Below are 24,115 nucleotides of genomic sequence, written 5' to 3' on the forward strand. Positions count from 1 at the left end.
CATTTTGAAGTTAAAGCCTCTTTCTCTCATGAGAAAGAGGCTTTTTTGTTACATCTCACTTAAAGGAGGAAACTTAATGACAACAATCAAAACTTCGAACCTCGGTTTTCCGAGAATCGGCTTGAACAGAGAATGGAAAAAAGCGCTTGAGGCTTATTGGAAAGGAAACACTGACAAAGAAACGTTTCTTAAAGAGCTTGACGGTTTATTCTTATCAGCTGTCAAAACACAGCTTGACCAACATATCGATATCGTGCCGGTCTCTGATTTCACCCATTATGACCATGTGCTTGATACAGCCGTCAGCTTTAACTGGATTCCGAAAAGATTCCGCAGCATCACGGATCCCGTTGATACATACTTTGCGATTGCCCGCGGTGTAAAAGACGCCGTTTCCAGTGAAATGACGAAATGGTTTAATACCAACTACCATTACATCGTTCCTGAATATGACGAAAGCATTGAATTCCGTCTGACGAGAAACAAACAGCTTGACGACTACCGCCGGATCAAAGAAGAATTCGGAGCGGAAACAAAACCTGTCATCGTCGGTCCGTACACATTCGTCACACTTGCGAAAGGATACGAAGAATCAGAAGCGAAAGCGATTCAAAAACGCCTTGTTCCTCTTTATGTTCAGCTGCTGAAAGAACTTGAAGCTGAAGGCGTAAAATGGGTTCAGATCGATGAGCCGGCCCTTGTGACAGCTTCTTCTGAAGACGTCCGTGCCGCAAAAGAACTCTATGAATCTATTACAAAAGAGCTTTCAGGGCTGAATGTCCTCCTGCAGACATACTTCGATTCGGTTGATGCATATGAAGAACTCGTTTCTTATCCCGTACAGGGAATCGGGCTTGACTTCGTGCATGATAAAGGCAGAAACCTTGATCAGCTGAAAAAGCACGGCTTCCCGAAAGATAAAGTGCTGGCAGCCGGTGTGGTCGACGGCCGCAACATTTGGAAAATCGATGTTGAAGAACGCCTTGATGCAGCTCTGGATATCCTCAGCCACGCTGATGTTGAGGAGTTATGGATTCAGCCTTCAAGCAGCCTTCTGCACGTGCCGGTGGCGAAACACCCTGACGAGCATCTTGAAAAGGATTTGCTGAACGGCCTGTCATACGCTAAAGAAAAACTGGCGGAACTCGGCGTCTTAAAAGAAGGGCTTCTGTCCGGCAAAGCGGCCGTCAGTGAGCAGATCGAAGAATCAAAAGCGGCACTTAAGGCTTTAAAAGCATTCGCAACAGGAGCGAACTCAGCTCAAAAAGAAGAGCTGAATCAGCTGACGGAAAAAGATTTCTCCCGTCAGGCAAGCTTTGAAGAACGATTGGCGCTGCAGAATGAATCACTCGGTCTTCCCCTTCTGCCGACGACGACAATCGGAAGCTTCCCTCAATCTGCAGAGGTGCGGAGCGCACGGCAAAAATGGCGGAAAAAAGATTGGACGGATGAACAGTACCAAGCCTTTATTAATGCGGAAACGAAGCGCTGGGTTGACATTCAGGAAGAAATCGGCTTAGACGTGCTCGTTCACGGAGAATTCGAGCGGACGGACATGGTCGAATACTTCGGTGAAAAACTGGCCGGATTCGCCTTTACGAAATATGCATGGGTGCAGTCTTACGGTTCACGCTGCGTACGTCCGCCTGTCATTTTCGGAGATGTCGAATTTATCGAACCGATGACGGTAAAAGATACGGTCTACGCCCAATCGCTGACGGAAAAACACATGAAAGGCATGCTGACGGGACCTGTCACCATCTTAAACTGGTCATTCCCGCGTGTGGATATTTCAAGAAAAGAAATCGCCTTCCAGATCGGGCTTGCCCTCAGAAAAGAAGTAAAAGCGCTTGAAGATGCCGGTATTCAGATTATCCAAGTGGATGAACCCGCGCTCCGCGAAGGACTGCCGTTAAAAACGCAGGATTGGGATGAATATTTAACTTGGGCCGCAGAAGCATTCCGGTTAACGACGTCTTCTGTGCAAAATGAGACGCAGATTCATACGCATATGTGTTACAGCAACTTTGAAGATATCGTAGATACGATCAATGATCTTGACGCGGATGTCATTACAATCGAACACAGCAGAAGCCACGGAGGATTTTTAGAATATTTGAAAGAACATCCTTACGTGAAAGGCCTCGGACTCGGTGTATACGACATTCACAGCCCGCGTGTGCCGGGAACTGAAGAAATCTATCAAATTATTGATGACGCGCTTGAAGTGTGTCCGACTGACCGCTTCTGGGTAAACCCGGACTGCGGACTGAAAACAAGACAGCAGGAAGAAACCGTTGCGGCATTAAAAAATATGGTCGACGCCGCGAAACAGGCACGAAAAAAACAAGCTCAGCTTGTATAAAAAAACAGCCATCCGCAAATCGCGGGTGGCTGTTTTTTCTGGGCGTGCTACTTATTCTTCAGCGCCTTCGCAAGTTCACTTAGTGAATCATGCTGCTTAATTTGATAGCCCCGCCCTTCTTTTTGCAAATACCCTTTTTGGCAGAATTGCGTCAGCACATGCAAGAGATGACGGTAAGATACACCCAAATAATCACAGACCGTTACGTGCTTCTCTTTATAAACCCCTTCATAAGCTGTCTGCAAAATAAAATCAGCCAGCCGGTTTTCAAGCGGGAACGCCAGACTTTGTGAATATTTCGAAGCCATAAGCGTTGCCTTAGCACTTAAAAACTTAGCCAATTCACGCAGGAATTTCGCATCCTGCAGCAATTGCGCGCGGCAGCGGTAAATAGGCAGAGCAAAACAAACAGTCTTCGCTGAGGCTTGAATTCCTTTTGTGTAATACACTTCATGTAATAGTTCCATCTCTCCGATGTAATCATCTTTGTTGATAAAATTAATTAAAGAAACTTTCCCGTTTTGGTGGGTTACATATATTTTCGCTTTTCCTTCAATCACGTAAAACAGGAAGTCAGGCCTCCTGCCCTCTTGAATAATCCATTCGTCCCGCTCATATTCGCGCACTTCCATAAACTCTTCAGCGGGGAAAGAGAATAAATGCGCGATTGAGTGTTTTTCTAACTGATGCCGCTTTTTCTCGCCTTTATAAACTTCCATCGTCCACCCCAAAAATATGAGATATCTCATATTGTCTTTATGTCTTTACATGATAACATGCCAATTAAAGGAGGAACGGGAATGAAAGCATATCGCTGGATGAGTCTGCATTTTTTTAGTTTTTTTATGACATGGGGTGTTTTTCTGCCCTATTGGACGGGATGGATGGTGCATATAAAAGGGGTTTCCGTATCCGAAGCCAGTTTCATTATGAGCCTGGGCTTGGCGGCAAGAGGGATTTCCACATTATTATTCTTCCCTTATTTATCAGGAAAATTCAGCAGCAAAGCCTTATTAAACGGCGCCAGAATCGGGACGCTTCTCGCACTTTTATGTTATATTCCCGCTGATTCTTTTCAGAGCCTGCTTCTTGTCACATTAGTGCTGCATGTGTTTTACCCTGCTTTAATGCCTGCTTTAGACAGCGCTTGCGGCGTCCTTGTACAGCATAACGAATTAAAGGCCTATGGGACAAGCCGACAGTGGGGGTCCGCGGGTTTTGTTTCAGCCGGCGTCATCTTGTCCGTCTTTACAGGTATATTCGGAGATCAAGCGATTTTATGGGCACTGCTTTTGGGCACCCTGATATTCGCATGCCTCAGCTTTATGCATGCGCCTGCTGTTCTTTCAAAACGGCCGGAAACAGACCGCGCAAGAAAAGAGGGCATGTTTGCCTTATTCCGCATCAAATATTTCGGTCTGGTGCTCGCAATCGTTATCTTACTGCAGGCGGCACATGCATCTTACTACAATTACGGTTATCTCTTTTTGCAGGAAATCGATGCCCCCGCATATGCCATCGGAATCATTATCAACATCGCCGTTATCGCGGAGATTATCTTCTTTGCAATCGCTGACCGATACTTTCATCAATTTACAGCAGGCTCTTTGCTCGCCTTGGCGGCGCTTGGTGCTACCGTACGCTGGATACTCGTATTTGCCTTTCCTCATGTCATCATTTTCTGTATTGCGCAGACGCTGCATGCCTGTTCATTCGCGATGGGACACTATGCATTTATGAAATACTTAATTAAAAATATTTCACCCGCGCAAATCCCGAAAGCCCAAGGCATATATTCAGCGCTTGCTCTCAGCTGGAGCACTGCGGTATTTACTATTTTCGGAGGTTTTTTATATGAAATTGAACCCCGGTATGCCTTTATCGGAATGATTGTTTGTACGATCCCATCCATGCTACTCGCCCTTTTATACAGAAAACTTGAAATGAAAAAGAGAGTTTTTGCAGGAAACGCACAAGATATATAGCCATCGCTTTATAGACGATCACATGTCCCGCTGTCATTTTGACCGATTTGCGAATGCTGTGCGATGTATTTTCTCTATATTTAAAGTATTTCCTTCATATATGATGAAATCAAAAACAGTGGTATAACCCGCTCAATTGGTTTATAAAGGGAATCCATTCAGAAACTTGGACAGAATCAGTGAATATACTGATACAGTACTGCTTACGCTCATTTCGGGGAACTTTGTTCGTAATAAAATGATTTTCAGCCAACTCATAAGGAGGGACATTGTGTCACAGCCTAATTTGCCCAATATCACCCCTGTCGTTACACTTTCCAGAGACGATACCATTAACCTTCTTCTTTCGTCAATTGCTATGGAAGAGCTGGGAATGGCACATATTCTGAATGCGGAAGGGGAAAAAATCCAATACGCGCTCGGAACGATTCCCGGATTAACAGGGCCCCCGTCAAGTCTTGCGGATATTCTTAACCTGAATGAGAGCGTCCGTGATACGCTTGACAGCTTAATGAAACAGGAGCTTCTTCTCGGTTCAAAATTGGACAGTATCTCAAATATCCCTACACTGGCGGGACCGACTGGTGCTACGGGGCCGACGGGACCTACGGGAGCAGTCGGACCGGCCGGAGCGACGGGGCCAACCGGAGCGATCGGACCTACGGGGGTCACCGGTGCGGGTCTTCAAGGGATTGTTGCTTTTAATCCGCTGATTGCTCCCACTTATACACCCGGACAGGTTGTATTGTATAACGGCAGCTCCTATGTCGTGAACGTAAACAGCCCGGCGGGAACCCCCGGAGCCTCAGCTGACTATACACTTTTAGCTGCGGCGGGAATCACTGGCGCTACTGGCGGCACCGGACCGACCGGAAGCACCGGAACAAGTCTGACAGCAACTTCCGGCTATGCGAGCAATACGGGCGGCGGTGTTGTCGCAGTTATTGTCGGCGGCACGACCATTTCCTTACCGAATGAACAAAACCTTTCGGCAGATATTACGGCTAATGCCGCAAATACCATATTTACCGTTGCTCCGGCGGGACGGTACTATATTTCCTACCATATTAATTTAACGGCCGGCTTGCTTGTAAGTTCGCGTATTTTAATCAACGGCACTCCTCCTGCAAGTTCGATTATCGCCCCGGTCGCGTCTTTGGCAAACTTTAATAACTCCTTTATTGTGACTTTGCCAGCAGGCAGCACCATCCAGCTTCAGCTGTTCGGATTATTGGGTGCGGCCACATTGCTTGGAGGAAGCGTCGGTGCAGCTTTAAACATTATTCGATTATCTTAATGGAACATGCAAAAAAAGGATCAGGCGTTTGTCCGCTGATCCTTTTTTAATTGAGACAGAAGTTCTTTCGCGGGTTTAAATTGAGGATTGAACTTCACGGATTTTTTGGCGTAAGCGATGGCTGTCATATCATGGTTTAATGCAGCATGGCATTTCGCCATATAATAAAAGGCTCTGAAATCGGCGGCACCTTTTAAAATGAAGTGATCAGCGTTTTCTCCTTCAACCTGCGTTCCGTTTTCAAATGCTTTGATTGCCGCTCTGTACTTTTCCAAATGATATAATACAAGGCCTTTATAATAATGAAGATTGCTGTAATCAGGATATAGCTTGAGCACTTTTTCAATCCCTTGTTCGGCTTCTTCATACCGTTTGAGCTCAAGCAATATTGTATATTTCAAATAATACAGGAGAGACGGAGGCATTCGTTTTTCGCTTAAAAATTGAAAAATTGAGCCGTTGACAAGATGTAATGCTTTTTCATAGTCTTTGATTCTGTAGCATTCACTTGCCAAATGATAGACAAGCCACGGATCAGGATTTTCCTCTGAAAGCTCTTCATTTAAAATGCTGATATTCCGTTTATGTTTTTGCTTGATCTTTTCTTCCTGCTCCAAGTAGCCGTAGTGATGAATCACACATGGGAGCGTGAAAAAAGCATTGTTTTCTTCCTCATTGGAAGCCGAGATATTCTCGTGAATTCTGCCTTGATACAGAAGGCCTTTATGATTGCGGAACAGTCTCGGCTGCATGCTTTCAAACGCTTCGTTTTCATCGAGCTGCTTCCCCGTATAATTGATGATTTTCATAAGACCCCGGCTCGGTAATCCGTCATGAAGCAGCGAAGTTAAAAAACGGCCCGTCTCCTGATCGAGCTCTTCATCCGCGTCAAGCACTAAAATCCAATCTCCTTCGGCATGCTGCAGGGCGTAATTTCTGGCCTTTGCGAAATCATTCTCCCATTCGAAATCAAACACTCTTGCCTGAAAGCTTTTGCATATATCTTTTGTATTATCTTGTGATCCGGTGTCTGCGATGACGATCTCATCAGCGATGTCTTGTACACTTGATAAACAACGGGAGATGTATCTCTCCTCGTTTTTCACAATCATGCAAAGAGTCAGTTTACATTCAGCATTTCCGCTCATTTTCTCACCTTTCCCGATTTTGGAGTTGTTGATTGAACCAAGGCCGTTCAGGAGTGCCGTTCATCGTGATGATGACAGGACGCACCCATCTGACGGCAGGTTCGGCAGTTTCCGTATTCCATTCCTGAAGCTGCCTGACAGCCCGCTTCGTAATCGGATGCGCCCGGAATTCGCGCGGGCTTTCAGAAATGAATTTTTTCGTTCGTTCCGTAACTGTCTTCATTTCAAGAAAGTGCCGCTCATACATCTGCTTCTGCTCTTCTTCCAAGCTGATCATTAAAAACAGACGGCCGCCTGTTTCCATCTGCCAGCGGCACAATGCGGAGAACAGCCTGATTTCTTCTTTGTAATTTGAACCCCTTCTTTTATCCACGGTCACAGATAATATATGTAACAGCGCAATCGTGAGACAATGCATGGCTTCAAAAGATGCCTGTTTCGCTTTTGAGATGCTTGGATACGGCATATGCTTCACCCGTCTCTTTTTTTATGAACGCTCCCCGCCTTTTTTCTTCCAACCGCAGTCCTCACAATCCCCGCACTCACAGCAGCCAATGCGGCCGTAAAACAGGCCGTCACACGGATCTTCCGGATCACTGGGATCGTCTGGATTCCACGGGTCATCAGGATCGCCCGGATCACTCGGATTGCTCGGGTCGTCCGGATTCCACGGGTCATCAGGATCGCCCGGATCACTCGGATTACTTGGATCATCCGTATTCCACGGGTCATCAGGATCGCCCGGATTACTCGGATTGCTTGGGTCGTCCTGGTCCATACAGGCTTCAGAATCCTGTAAGAAGATAATGTCCTCAAGCTTCGTCTGCAAAAGGAGTTGTGATTTCATGACGGTGCGCAGGAGCCGTTCAGTGCTTCTATTGATTGATGACAATTCCTCCAAGGAGGGATCGCCGGAAGCGCCGAGAAACATTTGAATCCTTTCCGCTTCCGCCTGCAGAATATGGGATAGTCCGATTTCTTCCATAGCCACGGATGAAAGAAGGAGGTTCAGGGTCTCACATCTGGAGAGTGTAATGTCGGGGGTGATGTTCGGTATGTTTGGAAGAGACATCGATTTCTCCCTCTTTTCTCTTGGTGTTATTATGCAAAAGTGCTATATCGTATTCTTATTCCGGGAGAGAAGAGATCATTACTGATGTTTTCGTTAATAAAATATCCCGGATATAAAATCCGGGATATTCGTTCGGTTATTTATTTTAATTCAAGTTTGACGTCTACATTTCCTCTTGTTGCTTTTGAATACGGACAGAACTCGTGAGCGGCATGCACAAGCTTCTCCGCCGTTTCTTTGTCAAGATCTTTTGTATCAATGACGAGCGTTACGCCGATTTTGTAACCTCCGTCACTCTCATCTTTTAAAAGGCTGACCTGTCCTTCAATTTCAGAGGTCATGTCGATTTTTTGTTTTTGGGCGGCGAGCTCAAGCGCTCCCCCGAAGCAGGCAGCATATCCTGCCGCAAAGAGCTGTTCAGGGTTTGTGCCGGTTTCTCCGTCTTTTTTTGCATTCGGCATGATGATGTCAAAATCCAGCACCCCGTCTTCGGATTTAATATGTCCTGCTCGTCCGCCGACTGCGGTCGCTTTTGAAGTAAATAATGCCATTATTATCAGCCTCCTCATTGTACTTACTGTATATATTGCCCCTGCTCATATTTTTAAACATGAGGAATAGGAAATGGACTGTTTTTCGGCTACAATAGGGGTAACGTTAACAAACAAAGAGTTGGTGAAAGAAGTAATGGCAGAAAAAGATTTTGAACATATGAAACTGGAGAATCAGCTTTGTTTTTTGCTGTACGCAAGCTCAAGGGAAATGACGAAACGGTACAAACCGCTGCTTGATAAGCTCAACGTAACTTATCCCCAGTATTTGGCGCTGCTTTTATTATGGGAGCACGAAGAACTGAATGTGAAACGGATGGGTGAGCTTTTGTACCTGGATTCCGGAACGCTGACACCGATGCTGAAACGGATGGAGCAGCACGGAATCATCATGAGAAAGCGGTCGGCTGAAGACGAGCGATCCGTGACGATCAGGCTCACAGATGAAGGACGGGCCTTGCAGAAGACAGCGGCGGATATCCCCATTGCCATGCTGGAACAGACGGGACGGTCAAAAGAGGAATTAAAGCAGTTAAAACAGTCGCTTTATGAGGTTTTGAATACGCTGCACGGCAAAAAATAAGGATGCCCCGAATGGGCATCCTTATTTTTATTCTGCTGCCAGAAGCTTCACTTCAATATTTCCCGCTGTCGCTTTTGAATACGGGCAGACACCGTGCGCTTTTTGGATAAGGGCTTCAAGCTCCTGTTTATCAATGCCGGATGCTTTGACCTCAAGCGTAACGCCTAGTTTATATCCTTGGTCTGCTTCATCTTTCAGCAGACTGACATGCGCAGTGACCTCTGTTTCAATACTCAGACGCTCTTTTCTCGCTACGAGCTGAAGAGCGCTGTCAAAGCATGCTGAATATCCTGCGGCAAACAGCTGTTCAGGGTTTGTGGCATGTTCGAGCCGTTTTGCTCTTGGCGTTCCCGGCATGGCAACATCAAGATTCAGCACTCCGTCAGAAGACGTGACTTTCCCTTCACGTCCGCCGGCGGCTGATACGGTTGCAGTAAATAATGGTTTTGTCATGTGAATTCACCTCTATTATATTGTGTACAATTTAATTTTACACAATTCAATAGAGGGCGTCAATCTTTCCGCATAAAAAAAGCCTACCCTTTTTGAAGGATAAGCTTAAAAGATTATACACGGATTTGTCCGTTTCCTTTGATGATGATTTTTGTAGATGTTAACGCCGGAAGCCCCATCGGCCCTCTCGCGTGAAGCTTTTGCGTGCTGATGCCGATTTCGGCTCCGTATCCGAATTCAAAACCGTCCGTAAACCGGGTTGAAGCATTATGATACACGGCGGCGGCGTCAACGGCGGTCTGGAAGTAAGCCGCATGCTCGGCGTTCTCCGTCAGAATGGCTTCTGAATGGTTTGTGCCGTACTGCTGAATGTGGCGGACCGCCTCCTGTACGTCCTGCACCGTTTTCACACTGAGAATCGGCGCCAGGTACTCCGCTCCCCAATCGGCTTCTTCTGCTTGTTTCGCTTGAGGCTCCAGTCCGCAAATTACCTGGTCTCCTCGGAGCTCCACCCCTTTTTCTGTCAGCTGATTCAGCAGCTTTCGTCCGTGTTCTTCGGCCCATTTTTCATGAATCAAAAGAGATTCAATCGCGTTGCAGACCGAAGGACGCTGTGTTTTGGCATTGATGACGACCTCGCTTGCCATTTGAGGATCTGCTGACTCATCTATGTACACGTGGCAATTGCCCGCTCCGGTTTCTAAAACGGGTACGGTTGATTCCCTGACCACTAGATCAATTAATTTTTTACCGCCGCGCGGGATCAATACATCCAGCCCGTCATTTAATGTAAAGAGCTGTTTGGCGGTTTCTTTGCTTGTATCTTCTATGAGCTGAACGGCATCAATCGGAAGCTTTGACAGCCCCAGTGCGCGTTTCATCACACTGACAAGCGCTATGTTGCTGTGGATGGCGGAAGAACTTCCTCTGAGCACAACCGCGTTTCCGGTTTTCAGACAGAGTGTGGCCGCGTCTACGGTAACGTTCGGTCTGGCCTCATAGATCATGCCCACTACTCCAAGGGGCACGCGGATTTTTTCAATGGATAATCCATTCTCTTTTTGAATGGTCTCCAGCGATTCACCGACGGGATCTTCAAGACCGATTAATAGTTCCACGGCGTCCGCGATATCGAGCAGGCGTTTTTCATCAAGAGTCAGCCTGTCAATAATGTCAGGTGTCAGTCCTCTGTTCCGTCCCGCTTCAATATCTTTCTGATTCTCTGTTAAAATCAGCCGGCGTTCGTTTCTGAGTCCGTCTGCGATACATTGGAGCGCTTCGTTTTTTTCAGCCGTCGTTTTCATGACCATTTCGGCAGCCGCTTCTTTTGCCAAGGCTGCTTTTTGCAATACTTCACTCATTTGTGTTCCCCCTCGTCTAATAAATTCACCCAATCATCTCTGTGAATCACTTCCACCTGCTTCGTTCCTGAAAGCTGGTCGCTCCGCTTCCCTTTGGCTTCTAAAATTTCATCGGATGAGTACTGCGTCTGCCCTTTGCCGATAATGCCGCCGGGCCCTTTGACTTCCACTACGGCCCCTTTCGGAAAACTGCCGCAGACATCGGCGACGCCGGCCGGGAGGAGACTTGACCCGTTATGAATCATCGCCTGCTCCGCTCCCCCATCAATGATGATTTCCCCTGATATCGGAGAATGAAACATGATCCATTGCCGTGTATTATTTACTGAGGACAGGTCTTTATCGCCGATATAAGTGCCGTCGCCTTTTCCGTCTAAAATTCCCATCAGTTTTTCCCGTCCGGAGCCGGTTCCGATAAATACCTTCACCCCGAGCGACAATGCGGTCTGGGCGGCGAGAAGTTTTGACTTCATGCCTCCGGTGCCGACCTTTGAGCCTGCTGATCCGGCATATCCGAGCAATTCAGGTGTGATGTCATTCAGATAGTCGAACCGCTTTGCGTCCGGGTTTTCATTCGGATTGGCATCGTACAGCCCGTTAATGTCTGTGAGAATCATTAATTGGTCTGCATGAATCAAACCGCTTACAAGCGCCGACAGCATGTCGTTATCACCGAACGTCAGCTCTTCGACTGATGTGGAATCATTTTCATTAATAATCGGCACGACGCCCCGCTCCAACAGTTCCATTACAGTGGCATAGGCATTTCTGTACCGCTCTCTTTTTGAGAAATCATTTCTTGTTAATAAAATTTGTGCCGGCGTCAGACCGTATCTTTTTAAATGGTCCATATATTGCTGCATTAAAAGTGTCTGGCCGACTGCGGCAGCTGCCTGCTTTCCTTTTATCGTAACGGGTCGCGACGGATAGCCGAGAGCGGAAAAACCCGCTGCCACCGCGCCTGAGGTAATGAGGATCACTTCATGCCCGTTTTCTTTTAATAAAGAAATGGCTTCCGTATGTTCCTTGATTTTTGCTTCATCAATACTTCCGTTACTGTTGATGAGCGAGCTGCTCCCGATTTTCACAACAATTCTTTGTTTTTTCATCGTTTCTCCTCCGTGGCAATCAATCCAAACCGGCTCTCTTCAATAAAAAAAGCCCATTCCGTCCTGAAAAATAAGGACGAAATGGGCTTTCCGTGGTACCACCTTGTTTGAACGCGTTTTTCACGCGTCCCGCTTTCCTGTAACGCCAGGTTATCGCGCCTGAGTTTTCCCCTCAGGACTCCAAGGCAGGTTCGGCAGGTTTCATGCGGCAAAATGTTTCAGCGGGCCATTTTGCTCTCTGTCACAGAAAGTTCTGCGTACTGATCCTCTTCAACGCTCAATGATTTTTTTATATTATGCAAAGAAAACAGGTTCTTGTCAAGACATTTTCATCCATAAAAAACAGTCCGCCTCCCCGGCGGACCGCCATTAATTAAATACGATCGTTTTGTTTCCGTGAACGATGACGCGGTCTTCCAGATGCCATTTTACGGCTCTTGCCAACACGCTCCGCTCAATCGTTCTGCCGATATTCTTCAGATCCTCTGCGTGATCTCTGTGATCGACGCGTTCAATATCCTGTTCAATAATAGGCCCTTCATCAAGATCGTCCGTCACATAGTGAGAGGTCGCGCCGATTAATTTCACTCCGCGCTCATAAGCCCGTTTATACGGGTTAGCGCCGATAAAGGCCGGCAGAAATGAATGGTGGATGTTAATAATCCGATTCGGATGGGCAGATACAAAATCAGACGTCAAAATCTGCATGTAGCGGGCAAGAACGATCACATCAATCTTATACCGCTCCAGCAGCTCAAGCTGGCGCCGCTCCACTTCGGCGCGGATGTCTTTGTTAGCTTTCATGTAATGGAACGGAATATTCAGCGGTTCGACCACTTCTTTGGCCTCTTCGTGGTTGCTGATGACGACCGCAATTTCGGCCATCATATTGCCGCTTTGCCATTCCCAAATCAGTTCATGAAGGCAGTGCAGCTCCTTCGATACAAAGATCGCCACCCGCTTCAGCTCACTTGCCAGAGACAGGCTCCATGTCATGCCGAATGTCTGGGCGATTGAGGCGAACGCCTGCTGTAAGTCCTCTTTTTTCTCACGAATGCCCTTGCAGTCGAATTCGATCCTAAGAAAAAACCGTCCGCCTTCAGGGTCAGTCGTGTATTGATTTGATTCAATAATGTTTGCGCCATGTTCAAACAAAAACGCCGACACGGCCGATACAATTCCCGGCTGGTCGGGGCAGCTGACAAGCAGGCGCCCTTTTTCCTCATTCCCGCGGCGGTATTCTTTCAGCCGCTGTGTCATATATGAATTCATCTGTTTTAATCCCTCGTATCTTCATAATTCGTAACTTACTAATAGATTATACTGAAGATTTGATAAAAATCAATTTACGAAAGAATTTTCAGCCCTACGGCAGCGCATAAAATAAGCGCAATGAAAAAGATGCGCTTCGCATCCTTCTGCTCGCCGTAGAAAAGAATGCCGGCTAATGCGCCGCCCGCCGTGCCGATACCGGTCCAGATCGCATAGGCCGTGCCCATCGCGATCGTCTCCATCGCATAAGAAAGCAGGGAAAAAGAAGCCGCAAATCCGGCGATAATGAAAAGAATCCATTTGACTTTCTTTTCTTTTTGAAATTGATTCATTAAAATGACCCCGAGCATTTCACAAAGACCCGCGGCTATCAGGCTGATCCAATGCATTACGCCTTCTCCTCCTTCGTCTCAGGCTTATCCTGTGTGACCAGCTTTAATCCGATGACACCGATCAGCAAAACGCCGATCAGCACGATTTTCACCGGATCGGCCTGCTCTTTGAAAAGCAGGATTTCACTGAGCACGGTGCCCGCTGTCCCGAGTCCGGTAAAGACCGCATATACCGTTCCTACGGGCAGGCTGTCTGTCGCCTTGATTAATAGATAAAAACTGATGATGATTCCCGTAATCGTGCCGCTCCACGCCAGTGCCGAATCAGCATGTTTCAGGCCGGTGACCCATACCACTTCAAATACGGCCGCTATGACCACTAAACCCCATTTCATGTTCTTCACCCTTTCTGTATCCGGACAATACAAAAAAGCCCGGATAGTCGTCTCACATGAGATTGACTCTCCCGGGCTTTTTTCCCTCCGTGTGCATATGCGGGATATGTCCGCATATGTGTTTTCTCTCGGACCAGGCCATGTATGAACATGCGGAACCCTAGAAAACATGTCTGTTCGTATCATACTACATTTCGCCGAAACGTTCAACGTCAGATGTGATGTCAAAAACCGTCAGCTGCCTCTCCCATTTGGTAACGGTCTCACCGGGCACCATACCGATTTTTTCCGCGACACGGACGGAGGCAGCGTTTTCCGGATCAATCAGCGCCGCTATGCGTCCATATTGCTGCGTATGAAAACCGTAGTCCAGACAGGCGTTCGCCGCCTCTGTCGCATAGCCGCAGCCCCAGCGGCGGCTGGCAAACATATAGCCGATTTCCATCAAAGTGTTTCCGTTTACCGTCTGCGGAACGATTCCGCATTGACCGAGAAATGCGCCCGTCTCTTTATCCTCTGCGATCCAAAGACTGACGCCGTATCCTGCGGCCAATCGTTTGTTCCAGGCAATCCATTCCTTCGTTTCCCGTCTGCTTTTAAGAGAAGGATAATATTTCATGACCTCTCTGTCGGTAAACAGCCCGTACAAATTTTCTTCATCGTCATCCCGCATAGTCCGCAGACGGATACGCCCGGTTGTCAGGATGGTGCCGGAAGACTTATGTTTCATCATGCACGCCACGTCTCCTTTCCCTGTAATAGATTATGGATCCGGCAGGAAAAGTCCTTTCTCAGCATAAAAAAACCGCTTTTTAAAAAAGCGGTTTGACGATTACCAAGGTTTATCTGTTCCGAGCGCCTCGGCCAGGGCCTTGCTGTGTTTTAAGCGGTTTTTTCGTTCTCCGGCGCGCTGAACGGCCGTATTGTGAAGCATGATTTCTTCCTCGGTTTCCGGCACGATCCGCGGAACGGGTACCGATTTCCCGTTTGAATCAAGCGCGACAAAGGTCAGAAACGACGTTGCCGCAAGCTCGCGTTCGCCCGTCATCAGATGTTCTTTAATGACTTTAACAAACACCTCCATAGACGATGTGCCGACCCATGTGACGTAAGATTCAAGGCATACGGAATCCTGTTGGCCGATGGGGCGCAAAAAATCCACAGAATCCATTGAGGCCGTGACTGTTTCACACCGGCAGTGGCGGGCCGCGGAAATTGAAGCGATATCATCAATGTAGCTCATCAGCTTTCCGCCAAACAGCGTATTGTGATTATTCGTATCAAGCGGAAAAACCCTGCTTGTTTTAACAACCCTTGTTTCTTTGCAAAATCTTGATTCTGGCAACTTCATATTATTTAAACTCCCCTTTGGTGTCTGGTCGTTTTGACTCATTCATCTGTACCCTATTAAACAATACTTTGATCGTTTTGTCTAAAATTTTAAATATTAAGTTGGTTAGATATTCTCTCATAAATGTTTCATTATTCATCACATCCGGGAATAATAAACGCACATTGAATACCGATAGGAGGATATCACATGGACGTATCCATTCCCAAATCCACGCGGAAACCGGCTTGCCGCAGTGAGTTTGATGCTTTGCAGACAGTCATCTTATGCCGGCCGGAACACATGGCCATCAAGGATATTATTAACGGAACGCAGAAACATTTCAAACAAGAAAATATTAACATACCCGTTGCCCTCAAACAGCATAGTGAGTTTATTGACATTTTAAGATCTCATCAGATTGAAGTCGTCCTGCTGCCTGCCGATCCCGCATTGCCTGAGCAGGTATTCACCCGGGATATCGGATTTGTCTTAGGGGAGACGGCGTTTATTTCAAACATGGCGGCTTCAGTCCGGCAGGGAGAAGAAAAAGTGTTTCAAAACCTGCTTGACAATAAGAAAATCCCCTATACGCGACTGAAAAAAGCGAACATTGAAGGCGGCGACATCTTGATCGCAGACGGCACCGTTTACGCCGGGCTGAGCGAGCGCACGGATAAAGCGGCTGTCCGGGAGCTGCAGGAGGCGCTGCCGGAGATGACGGTTGTGCCGATCCCTCTCAAGGAGGATTTCTTACATTTGGACTGTGTATTTAATATGATCTCGGAAACGGAGGCGCTATACTGCAAAAATGGCTTGCGGCAGAAAGAAATTGATCTTCTCGCCGAACGTTTTGAGATGATAGAAGTGCCTGAAGAAGAGCAATTCACGCTCGGTCCGAATATCTTGTCAATCGGCACTCAGACAATTATCAGCCTGCCGCAGCACCGTCATACGAACCGCGAGCTCAGAAAAAGAGGTTATACAGTCATTGAAACCGAGTTTTCCGAAATTATTAAATCAGGCGGTTCCTTCCGCTGCTGCACCTTGCCGCTTGTCAGAACATCTTAAACATTTACAAGGCAGTTTCCTTCAAGATACGTTAATATAGAGAAGACAAGACTCTAAAGGGGGAAACCGAATGGCTAAGTACATAGGATACGCGGGAACATATACAAAAGGCGGAAGCGAAGGCATTTATTGTTTTGAACTTGATACAGAAGCGAAACGGCTCAGCCGTCCGAAGCTGGCAGCAAAGCTCGGCAACCCGACATACGTCACTCCGAATTCTGATAACAGCATGCTGTATTCCATTGAAAAGGCAGACGGAAAAGGCGGCGTCGCAGCCTATCAGATTCATCAGAACAGCGGGGAATTAACTTTTGTGAACCACCAGCTGATTGAAGGCCCGTCTCCATGCCACGTCAGCATTGATGATAAACATGAATATGTGTTAACCGCTAATTACCACAGCGGAAAAGTGCACGCCTTTCCCGTCAATGAAGACGGAAGTCTGCGGGAGCCGGCTGCCGAAGCCGCTCATACGGGAACAGGTCCTCATGAAAGACAAGAGAAACCGCATACCCATTTCGCAGGCTATACACCTGAGCATAACTACATTGCAGCCGTCGATTTAGGGACGGATACGCTTTATACTTACCAAATGAAAAACGGTTCGCTCACAGAGGTGAAAACTCACTCTTTCGCACCGGGTTCAGGGCCGCGCCACATCGTTTTCCATCCGGCGGAAAAATACGCCTATGTCATGACGGAAATCAGTAATGAAGTCATCGCGCTTGAATACAACCCGACCTTAGGTGAATTCAGAGAGCTGCAGGTCATTTCCGCTTTGCCTGAAGGCTTTACGGACAAATCGCAAGGCAGCGCGATCCGCATATCTAAAGACGGCAGATTTCTTTATGCCGCCAACCGCGGACATGACAGCATCGCCATCTTTAAGATCAACCAATATTCCGGCGAATTGTCTCTTATTGAATGGGTGCCGACAGAAGGAAACTGGCCGCGTGATTTCGCGTTTGACCCTTCCGAGACATTCCTTGTCGCGTCAAACGAAGAAACGGGAAATCTGGTTTTGTTTGAACGTGATCCGGAAACGGGCAAATTGACTCTGCTTCAATCTGACATTCCGGTTCCGTATCCGGTCTGCGTGTCATTTCTGCATCAGGTTTAATCAAAAAAGAAAGCTGACTTTATATTGTCAGCTTTCTTTTTTGTATAAATGGCAGGCGACAAAACGCCCCGCCTTCACTTCTTCAAGCTCTGGCGTTATCTTACCGCAGAGCTCCATCGCTTCAGGACACCGCGTCCTGAATACACAGCCGCTCGGCGGGTTAAGGGGGCTCGGCAGCTCCCCTTTCAGAATAATCCGTTCACGCTTGTCCTCAAGAAGCGGATCAGGAATCGGGATTGAGGATAAAAGCGCCTTCGTATAAGGGTGAAGCGGTTCCCGGTAAAGCGCAGCGCTTTCTGTAATTTCCATCATGCGGCCCAAATACATCACGCCGATCCGGTCGCTGATATGCTTGACCATTGATAAATCGTGGGCGATAAATAAAAATGTCAGCCCTTTCTCTTTCTGAAGCCTTTTTAAAAGGTTGACGACCTGAGCCTGTACCGACACATCCAGCGCGGAAATCGGCTCATCCGCCACGATAAATTCGGGATGCAGAGAGAGCGCTCTGGCAATCCCGATTCTCTGCCTCTGTCCGCCGCTGAATTCGTGGGGATACCGGCTGCCGAAATCCGGATGGAGCCCGACAGCTTCAAGCAGTTCATCCGCCATCATCAGACGGGCTTTCCTTGTATTGTAAAGATTGTGGATTTCCATCGGCTCCATAATAATTTCCCTTACGGTCAGGCGCGGATTTAACGAGGCGTAAGGATCCTGGAAAATCATCTGCAGCTTGCGGAAGAAGACCGACCGCTGTTCTGCCGCGGCACGGTGTATATCCGTCCCTTCATATGATACCGAACCGGCCGTCGGGTCATACAGACGGAGAATAACCCTTCCGAGCGTCGATTTACCGCATCCCGATTCTCCGACAAGTCCGAATGTTTCCCCTCTTTTAATGTGAAAGCTGACACCGTCGACTGCTTTTACGGCTTTCTTTCTTCCTGCGTCAAAATGCATTTTCAGCCCGCTGACTTCAAGGAGCGGAGATGCCGTCATTTTCTATTCCCCCTTTTCGCTTATACAGCGGCGTACGGTGCATAATTCTTTTTCATAGACGGTTCCTTCCAAAGACAGCACTTCGATTGTTTTTCCCGTTTTCGGGGAGTGCAGCATTCGGCCGTCTCCCAGCGCCAAACCGACATGGTGGATCGCGCCTTTTCCTTCTTCATAGGCGAAAAACAAAAGGTCAGCCGGCAGGATATCGTTTACCGCCGCGCCGCATCCGGCTTTTGCTTGGTCCGTTGCATCACGGGGAAGGGTATAGCCGTTTGCTTTAAATATCGAATACATAAACCCGGAACAGTCAAACCCGAAACCGCTCAGTCCTCCCCATAAATACGGAAGCCCGAGAAACATCATGCCCGTTTCGATGACATCGGCCGCCCGTCCTTCCGTATGCCGGCACTCGTCTGCGTCAGCTTCATTTACGAACCTTTCTCCGAGCGGCGTCACCACCCGGAAAAAGCCTTTCTCACGTCCTGATGCCGGAAGACGCGTTAGGAAACTTACTTCCAAGTCCGGTTCGCCATTTGTGTGATATAAAAAAGCTGTCGGTTTGGTAATCCATACGGCGGGGGAAGATGTATGAAAGCCGTCTTTTGAAAGCTGGCTTTTTTTCATCCACCCCGGATATCCGCGCACATCCTTGTTTGAAGGCTGGCCGGGAACGGCGACAAAAGTCCATTCCCCTTCCTCTTTGAGAATGATCACTTCTTCCCCGAAAAGCGCTTGCGTTTGGACAAGGTTGTCTGTGCATAATTGCAGCCGCTCTTCATATCCCATAGACGCTAACCATTTTCTGATCTGCGGCGGGTTTTCAAGCATCGGCGCATCATACGAACGGGGAGATGACGGCAGCGTCCATACGTTGGCTGCCGCCGCTGTAACGGCTGCTCTCATCTTTTCGCCCCCTCTTGTATCGACACACCGGTAATGCCGAGACCCGGTTCGTCGGGAATCGCAATCTGACTGCCGCTGTATGTGATGCCGCCTTGAATCAAATCATCTTTCAGCATAAGCGGCGCATCAAAATCAAACCTTGTCACATTCCGTTTGCCCGCGGCAAAATGGGCCGCGGCGGTGATGCCGAGTTTGGTCTCAATCATGCTGCCGACCATGCATTCCACGCCGCACGTTTCCGCCATCGCATTGATTGTTTCCGCCTGCTTTATGCCGCCCGCTTTCATCAGCTTAATATTAATTAAATCGGCGCTTCTCGTCTGCAGCACGTGAAAGGCCTGACGGGGGGTAAAGACGCTCTCATCCGCCATAATCGGCGTGTCTACGGCATCTGTGACCTGCTTCAGCCCGGCGATATCGTCTTTGTGAACAGGCTGCTCGACCAGCTCAATGCCCAGTCCGGCGTCTTCCATCTTTCGGATCGCAGTCACGGCTTCTTTCGGCGTCCAGCCTTGGTTGGCGTCCAATCTCAGTTTGACGTTTGCGCCGACACGTGATCTGATCGCCTGAATCCGGGCAACATCGTCTGATATGTCACCTATGCCGACTTTTATTTTTAAAATATGAAATCCTTTGTTCACATAACGGTCTGCATCCCCCGCCATCTCCTCAGGAGAGTTAACGCTGACGGTAAAATCTGTTTCCAGTGTATTCCGATAGCCGCCGAGAAGCCGGTAAAGCGGCTGTCCGTGCATTTGCGCCCATCCGTCATATACAGCCATATCCACCGCGGCTTTTGCGCTTTGATTTCTTTCCAACAGCCGGCTGATATCAAACAAAACGGCTTCCATGCCGGAAATGCCCCGCCCCAAGAGAGCGGGCTTCAGCACATCGTGGACGGCGCTTTCAATACCGTCCGCGCTGTCGCCTGTAATGACAACCGTCGGCGGCGCCTCCCCCCAGCCGGTCAGACCGTTGTCAAAAGTGAGCTTCACAATGACCGATTCAGCATTGTAAACCGTGCGTAAAGCGGTCTTAAACGGCTTTTTCAGCGGCACGGACATCCGTCCCGTTTGAATATCTGTAATCCTCACGCCTGATCACTCCCTTCCGGAAACCCCCGATTCAATCGTTACCGCTTTGGCCGCCGTATCCATAACCGCGCGGGCTCCGATCGGAACGGCGAAGCTCGGTGAACAATGGCCGATTTTAAAGCCTTTGAGCGCGGGCTTCCCTGATTTGACAATGTAATCGTTCAGCACTTGCTCTAAAGTAAGCGACTTTTCTTTATGCTTCGGTTCGCATTGGTGAAAATCACAGACCAGGATTCCGGCTGCGTCTGACAGTTTTCCGGCCATCTTTAATTGATTCAGCATTCTGTCGATTTGATACGGCTCCTCATCAATATCCTCGATAAACAGCAATTTGTCTTTTGTATCAATTTCAAACGGCGTGCCGAGTGTGGACGTAATGAGCGACAAGTTGCCTCCCGCAAGCTCTCCCTCGGCCCTTCCGCCTGTCAGCACCTCTAAGGGAGAAATGTCCTCCGTATAGGTGAATTCCGTTTCTGTAAAAAGCTGATGATACGACGCTTTTGTCAGGGGATCAGCATCTTCAAGCCCGACATCCGTGCTCAGCATCGGGCCGTGAAATGTGACGAGCCCCGTATTTTGATGAATGGCGGTATGTAAAAACGTAATATCACTGTATCCCCAGAAAATTTTCGGATTGCGGCGGATTAAGCCGAAATCGATGTCGGCGGCAATGCGGCCCGTGCCGAATCCTCCGCACGCGCATATCACCGCTTTGACACTCTGATCACTAAACATGTCATGGAGATCATCGAGGCGCGCCCGGTCCTCTCCCGCCAAATAGCCGTGACGGGTCTTCAGCGCCCGGCCGAGTTTCACTTGAAGGCCAAGCTCGTTCTCTAAAAACAGCAGCGCGGTTTGCAGCGTCCCGCTCTCAGGCGGGCTTGCGGGCGCAATCACACCGACCGTGTCGCCTTTTTGCAGTGCTTTCGGTTTATGGTTCATGACTTTTTCAATCTCCTTTCCGGATTGAAAAGTGAAACACGCCGCTCCTTTATCGGCAAAAGAGCGGCGTATGTTTCCGCTGTAAGATCAGGACTTTTCCGCCCACTTCAGATCAATGTAACCGACGGGGTGCCGGACAATGCCCTTCACGCCGCTGTTCTGCAGATGCACCTGATTGTAAAAGTAAATCGGAATGATCGGAGCCTCGTTCATGAGCAGTTTTTCCGCTTTATGCATGAGCGCAAAACGTTTTTTGGCATCGGCTTCCTGTTTTGCCTGCTTGATGTAGCCGTCGTATGCCGCGCTGCCCCAGCCGGTGCGGTTCATGGAATTATCCGTCTGGAAAGCCTCTAGAAAACTGATCGGATCTGCGTAATCCGGTAAAAATGAGCTTTGAGAGAACTGGAACTTCAGTCCTTTCTGCTCTTCTAAAAAGACGTTCCATTCCATATTGGCGAGCTTAACGTCTATACCGAGCACACTTTTGAGCTTCTGCTGAATCGCTTCCGCTATTTTCTTATGCTCCGGTTTTGTGCTGTATGTCAATGTAACGGCGGGCAGCTTGTCATAATGCTCTTCTGCCATGCCTTTTTCCAGCAGTTTTTTGGCTTCTGATTCATCCGGATTTAATAAACTGCCGCCCGCTTCGCGGAAATCTTTCCCGTCAGGCTGAGTAAATCCCGGGGACACAAAGGCATGTGCCGGCTTTTCACTGTTTTTGGTCACATAATCCGTGATTTCTTTCTGATCAATCGCTGCCGCGAACGCTTTTCTGATCTTTTCATTTTGAAACGGCTCCATTTTTACGTTAAAACGATAGAAATAGAGTCCGGCCTGATCCCACGTGCGGACATTTTTCCCTCCCATCAGCTGCTCGCTCAGCTCTGCCGGCACAAAGGCGGTATCCAAATCCCCCGACTGGAACATCTGATAATCGGTATTCCGGTCACTGACCATCGCCCATGTGACTTTATCCAGTTTCACTGTCTTTTTATCCCAATACGTCTCGTTTTTGACCATCGTCATGCTGTCGTCATGCTTCCATTCCGTCAGTTTGAACGGCCCGTTGCCGACAAAGGTTTTTGCTTCAGTGAACCATTTCGGATCAGCCTTGGCGACCTTCTCATTAATCGGGAAATACGCCGGATTGGACACGACGCTCAGAAAATAATCCTGCGGTGCCGCCAGTGTGACGACAAGCGTTTTTTTATCTTTTGCCGTGACTTTCACGTCTTCTTGTTTGCCTTTTCCGCTGTTAAATTCTTCCCCGCCTTTGATCATATAGCCGAGAAAAGCGGAAGATGCGCCCGTTTTCGGATCGAGCATCCGTTTCCAGGCGTACACGAAGTCTTCCGCCGTAACGGGATCGCCATTTGTCCATTCGGCGTTATCCCGGATATTGAAGGTATATGTCAGCTTATCAGCGGACACCTTCCAGCTTTCCGCCATGGCCGGTTCGGGCTTATTATCTTTTCCGAGCCTCGTCAATCCTTCCATGATGTTATTCAGCGGCTGCCAGGAAACATTATTAAATCCGATCGGCGGATCAAGTGAGGTCGGCTCATTTTCGTTATTGAGCCGCAGCACCGTTTCACCCCCCTGTTCTTTTGCTTTTCCGGGTTCTGTCCCCGCCTGTTCATTGGCTGTACAGCCCATCAGAGCAAACGAAACAACAGCAATCACACCGATCGCCCATCTCTTTTTCATTTCAATCCCCCTTTTTCCTCTGCTGCCGTCAGCTGCTGCTTCAGCCGCTCTGCACGGTGATCCTGAAGCCAGCAGTTGACGATATGGCTTTTGGATTTCACGGTTGTTGCCGGGTATACCTTTTCACAGACGATCATCCTGTCCGGGCAGCGGGCGGCAAACGGGCAGCCCGGCGGCGGATCGAATAAATCAGGCGGCGTCCCGTCAATCGGCGACAGCTCACTATCCTCCATATCCAGCCGCGGCACTGAACGAAGCAGCCCCTTTGTGTACGGATGAGCCGGACGGTAAAAAATATCATGCCTCGTGCCGATTTCGGCGATTTTCCCCGCATACATGACGGCGACTCTGTCGGCGGTCTGAGCGACGACGCCGAGATCGTGTGTGATCAGAATAATAGACACGCCTGTTTTTCTTTGAATCTTCTTAAATAATTCAAGGATTTGTGCTTGAATCGTCACATCAAGAGCCGTTGTCGGTTCATCGGCGATCATAATTTCCGGCTCGCAGATCAGAGCCATCGCGATCACGATCCGCTGCCGCATGCCCCCGCTTAATTGGTGGGGGTACTGCTTCAGGCGGGATTTCGAGTCCGGGATACCGACCAGATCCAGCATGGCGAGAACTTCGGATTCAGCTTGTTTTCTTGTCATGGCGCGGTGTTCCAACAGCGCTTCTGAGAGCTGATTCCCTATGGTCAAAGTCGGATTGAGCGCCGTCATCGGGTCCTGAAAGATCATAGAAATATCGCGCCCCCGGATTGCCCGCATTTCCCGATCCGACATTTGGCAAAGGTCTTTCTGTTTAAATTGTATGCTTCCGGATTCAATCTTTGCCGAATGTTTCGGAAGAAGACCCATCACGGCTTGTGACGTCACGCTTTTTCCGCAGCCCGATTCACCGACGATCGCAAACGTTTCACCTTTATATAAATCGAAGCTGACGCCTCTGACGGCTTTTACAGTGCCTCCGTATGTTGAAAAAGTAACATGCAGATTTTGAACGGAAAGAACTTGCTGCGCCATT

At 48.4% G+C, this 24,115-nt stretch carries 25 protein-coding genes, 1 riboswitch and 1 other annotated feature; of the genes, 6 read left to right on the forward strand and 19 right to left on the reverse strand.

Annotated features, from left to right (window positions below; translation table 11 throughout):
* Positions 1-76: 76 nt before the first annotated feature.
* Positions 77-2,365, forward strand: coding sequence for a 5-methyltetrahydropteroyltriglutamate--homocysteine S-methyltransferase (gene metE / locus NQS30_RS19150; protein WP_218791611.1), 2,289 nt, complete (start codon positions 77-79; stop codon positions 2,363-2,365).
* 47 nt (positions 2,366-2,412) lie between these two features.
* On the opposite strand, the gene yeiL is transcribed toward metE, so the two are convergent.
* Positions 2,413-3,084: a transcriptional regulator YeiL gene (yeiL, locus tag NQS30_RS19155; protein ID WP_076423997.1), complete on the reverse strand. Its 672-nt coding sequence runs from the start codon at positions 3,082-3,084 to the stop codon at positions 2,413-2,415.
* A gap of 81 nt (positions 3,085-3,165) precedes the next feature.
* Here yeiL and NQS30_RS19160 point away from each other — a divergent pair, with 81 nt between their 5' ends.
* A complete protein-coding gene (locus tag NQS30_RS19160; protein ID WP_012117391.1) occupies positions 3,166-4,350 on the forward strand; it encodes an MFS transporter in 1,185 nt (394 codons plus the stop codon).
* A 271-nt stretch (positions 4,351-4,621) separates the two neighbouring features.
* On the forward strand, positions 4,622-5,647 hold the full coding sequence (locus tag NQS30_RS19165) for a BclA C-terminal domain-containing protein (protein WP_069007506.1): 1,026 nt from the start codon (positions 4,622-4,624) through the stop codon (positions 5,645-5,647).
* Between the two features lie 20 nt (positions 5,648-5,667).
* On the opposite strand, the gene NQS30_RS19170 is transcribed toward NQS30_RS19165, so the two are convergent.
* From NQS30_RS19170 to ohrB, 4 genes are all read right to left on the reverse strand, one after another.
* A complete protein-coding gene (locus tag NQS30_RS19170; RefSeq protein WP_025284627.1) occupies positions 5,668-6,795 on the reverse strand; it encodes a glycosyltransferase in 1,128 nt (375 codons plus the stop codon).
* Positions 6,796-6,799: 4 nt separating this feature from the next.
* Positions 6,800-7,261, reverse strand: a complete 462-nt coding sequence (locus tag NQS30_RS19175; protein ID WP_059367131.1) for a hypothetical protein — start codon at positions 7,259-7,261, stop codon at positions 6,800-6,802.
* Between the two features lie 21 nt (positions 7,262-7,282).
* Entirely contained in the window at positions 7,283-7,867 is a 585-nt protein-coding gene (locus NQS30_RS19180) for an alpha-helical endospore appendage domain-containing protein (RefSeq protein WP_043021252.1), read from the reverse strand.
* Between the two features lie 140 nt (positions 7,868-8,007).
* Positions 8,008-8,418: an organic hydroperoxide resistance protein OhrB gene (gene ohrB / locus NQS30_RS19185; RefSeq protein ID WP_003154758.1), complete on the reverse strand. Its 411-nt coding sequence runs from the start codon at positions 8,416-8,418 to the stop codon at positions 8,008-8,010.
* A gap of 73 nt (positions 8,419-8,491) precedes the next feature.
* Here ohrB and NQS30_RS19190 point away from each other — a divergent pair, with 73 nt between their 5' ends.
* Positions 8,492-9,001: a MarR family winged helix-turn-helix transcriptional regulator gene (locus NQS30_RS19190; protein ID WP_012117386.1), complete on the forward strand. Its 510-nt coding sequence runs from the start codon at positions 8,492-8,494 to the stop codon at positions 8,999-9,001.
* A 27-nt stretch (positions 9,002-9,028) separates the two neighbouring features.
* On the opposite strand, the gene NQS30_RS19195 is transcribed toward NQS30_RS19190, so the two are convergent.
* The 8 genes from NQS30_RS19195 to NQS30_RS19230 all read right to left on the reverse strand — a co-directional run bounded on the left by NQS30_RS19195 (position 9,029) and on the right by NQS30_RS19230 (position 15,274).
* Positions 9,029-9,454, reverse strand: a complete 426-nt coding sequence (locus NQS30_RS19195) for an organic hydroperoxide resistance protein (protein WP_007407231.1) — start codon at positions 9,452-9,454, stop codon at positions 9,029-9,031.
* Between the two features lie 113 nt (positions 9,455-9,567).
* Positions 9,568-10,815 carry a glutamate-5-semialdehyde dehydrogenase gene (proA, locus tag NQS30_RS19200; RefSeq protein ID WP_015239711.1) on the reverse strand — a complete coding sequence of 416 codons (1,248 nt, stop codon included), beginning with the start codon at positions 10,813-10,815 and terminating at the stop codon, positions 9,568-9,570.
* Positions 10,812-11,924, reverse strand: a complete 1,113-nt coding sequence (gene proB, locus NQS30_RS19205) for a glutamate 5-kinase (protein ID WP_218791610.1) — start codon at positions 11,922-11,924, stop codon at positions 10,812-10,814. Before proB ends, proA begins: the two co-directional genes overlap by 4 nt.
* Before the next feature lie 69 nt (positions 11,925-11,993).
* Positions 11,994-12,207, reverse strand: a binding site (T-box leader).
* Between the two features lie 86 nt (positions 12,208-12,293).
* Positions 12,294-13,196 carry a formyltetrahydrofolate deformylase gene (gene purU / locus NQS30_RS19210; protein ID WP_007407234.1) on the reverse strand — a complete coding sequence of 301 codons (903 nt, stop codon included), beginning with the start codon at positions 13,194-13,196 and terminating at the stop codon, positions 12,294-12,296.
* 74 nt (positions 13,197-13,270) lie between these two features.
* Positions 13,271-13,585, reverse strand: coding sequence for a DMT family transporter (locus tag NQS30_RS19215; RefSeq protein WP_007407235.1), 315 nt, complete (start codon positions 13,583-13,585; stop codon positions 13,271-13,273).
* Positions 13,585-13,923, reverse strand: coding sequence for a DMT family transporter (locus tag NQS30_RS19220; protein WP_007407236.1), 339 nt, complete (start codon positions 13,921-13,923; stop codon positions 13,585-13,587). The genes NQS30_RS19215 and NQS30_RS19220 overlap by 1 nt, the downstream gene beginning before the upstream one ends.
* A gap of 66 nt (positions 13,924-13,989) precedes the next feature.
* Positions 13,990-14,098, reverse strand: a riboswitch (guanidine-I (ykkC/yxkD leader).
* 12 nt (positions 14,099-14,110) lie between these two features.
* Entirely contained in the window at positions 14,111-14,656 is a 546-nt protein-coding gene (locus NQS30_RS19225; protein ID WP_122503854.1) for a GNAT family N-acetyltransferase, read from the reverse strand.
* A 99-nt stretch (positions 14,657-14,755) separates the two neighbouring features.
* Positions 14,756-15,274: an acyl-CoA thioesterase gene (locus NQS30_RS19230; protein WP_003154772.1), complete on the reverse strand. Its 519-nt coding sequence runs from the start codon at positions 15,272-15,274 to the stop codon at positions 14,756-14,758.
* A 189-nt stretch (positions 15,275-15,463) separates the two neighbouring features.
* On the opposite strand from NQS30_RS19230, the gene NQS30_RS19235 reads away from it, so the two are divergent.
* On the forward strand, positions 15,464-16,324 hold the full coding sequence (locus NQS30_RS19235) for a dimethylarginine dimethylaminohydrolase family protein (RefSeq protein ID WP_124693079.1): 861 nt from the start codon (positions 15,464-15,466) through the stop codon (positions 16,322-16,324).
* Between the two features lie 70 nt (positions 16,325-16,394).
* On the forward strand, positions 16,395-17,444 hold the full coding sequence (locus NQS30_RS19240; RefSeq protein WP_025284622.1) for a lactonase family protein: 1,050 nt from the start codon (positions 16,395-16,397) through the stop codon (positions 17,442-17,444).
* Positions 17,445-17,471: 27 nt separating this feature from the next.
* Here the strand turns inward: NQS30_RS19240 and NQS30_RS19245 are convergent, their stop codons facing one another.
* The 6 genes from NQS30_RS19245 to NQS30_RS19270 all read right to left on the reverse strand — a co-directional run bounded on the left by NQS30_RS19245 (position 17,472) and on the right by NQS30_RS19270 (position 24,114).
* Positions 17,472-18,443, reverse strand: coding sequence for an ABC transporter ATP-binding protein (locus NQS30_RS19245; RefSeq protein WP_007610864.1), 972 nt, complete (start codon positions 18,441-18,443; stop codon positions 17,472-17,474).
* 3 nt (positions 18,444-18,446) lie between these two features.
* Positions 18,447-19,346 (reverse strand): C40 family peptidase, encoded by a 900-nt coding sequence (locus tag NQS30_RS19250; RefSeq protein ID WP_015239704.1) that lies wholly within the window; start codon positions 19,344-19,346, stop codon positions 18,447-18,449.
* On the reverse strand, positions 19,343-20,410 hold the full coding sequence (locus NQS30_RS19255) for a dipeptide epimerase (protein WP_369878817.1): 1,068 nt from the start codon (positions 20,408-20,410) through the stop codon (positions 19,343-19,345). Before NQS30_RS19255 ends, NQS30_RS19250 begins: the two co-directional genes overlap by 4 nt.
* A gap of 36 nt (positions 20,411-20,446) precedes the next feature.
* A complete protein-coding gene (locus NQS30_RS19260) occupies positions 20,447-21,382 on the reverse strand; it encodes a S66 peptidase family protein (protein ID WP_301294486.1) in 936 nt (311 codons plus the stop codon).
* 87 nt (positions 21,383-21,469) lie between these two features.
* Positions 21,470-23,089 (reverse strand): peptide ABC transporter substrate-binding protein, encoded by a 1,620-nt coding sequence (locus NQS30_RS19265; protein WP_012117375.1) that lies wholly within the window; start codon positions 23,087-23,089, stop codon positions 21,470-21,472.
* On the reverse strand, positions 23,086-24,114 hold the full coding sequence (locus tag NQS30_RS19270) for an ABC transporter ATP-binding protein (RefSeq protein WP_101669638.1): 1,029 nt from the start codon (positions 24,112-24,114) through the stop codon (positions 23,086-23,088). Before NQS30_RS19270 ends, NQS30_RS19265 begins: the two co-directional genes overlap by 4 nt.
* Position 24,115 lies beyond the last annotated feature (1 nt).

The organism is Bacillus sp. B1(2022) (genome assembly GCF_040259625.1).
In the GTDB taxonomy this organism is placed as follows: Bacteria; Bacillota; Bacilli; order Bacillales; family Bacillaceae; genus Bacillus; species Bacillus velezensis.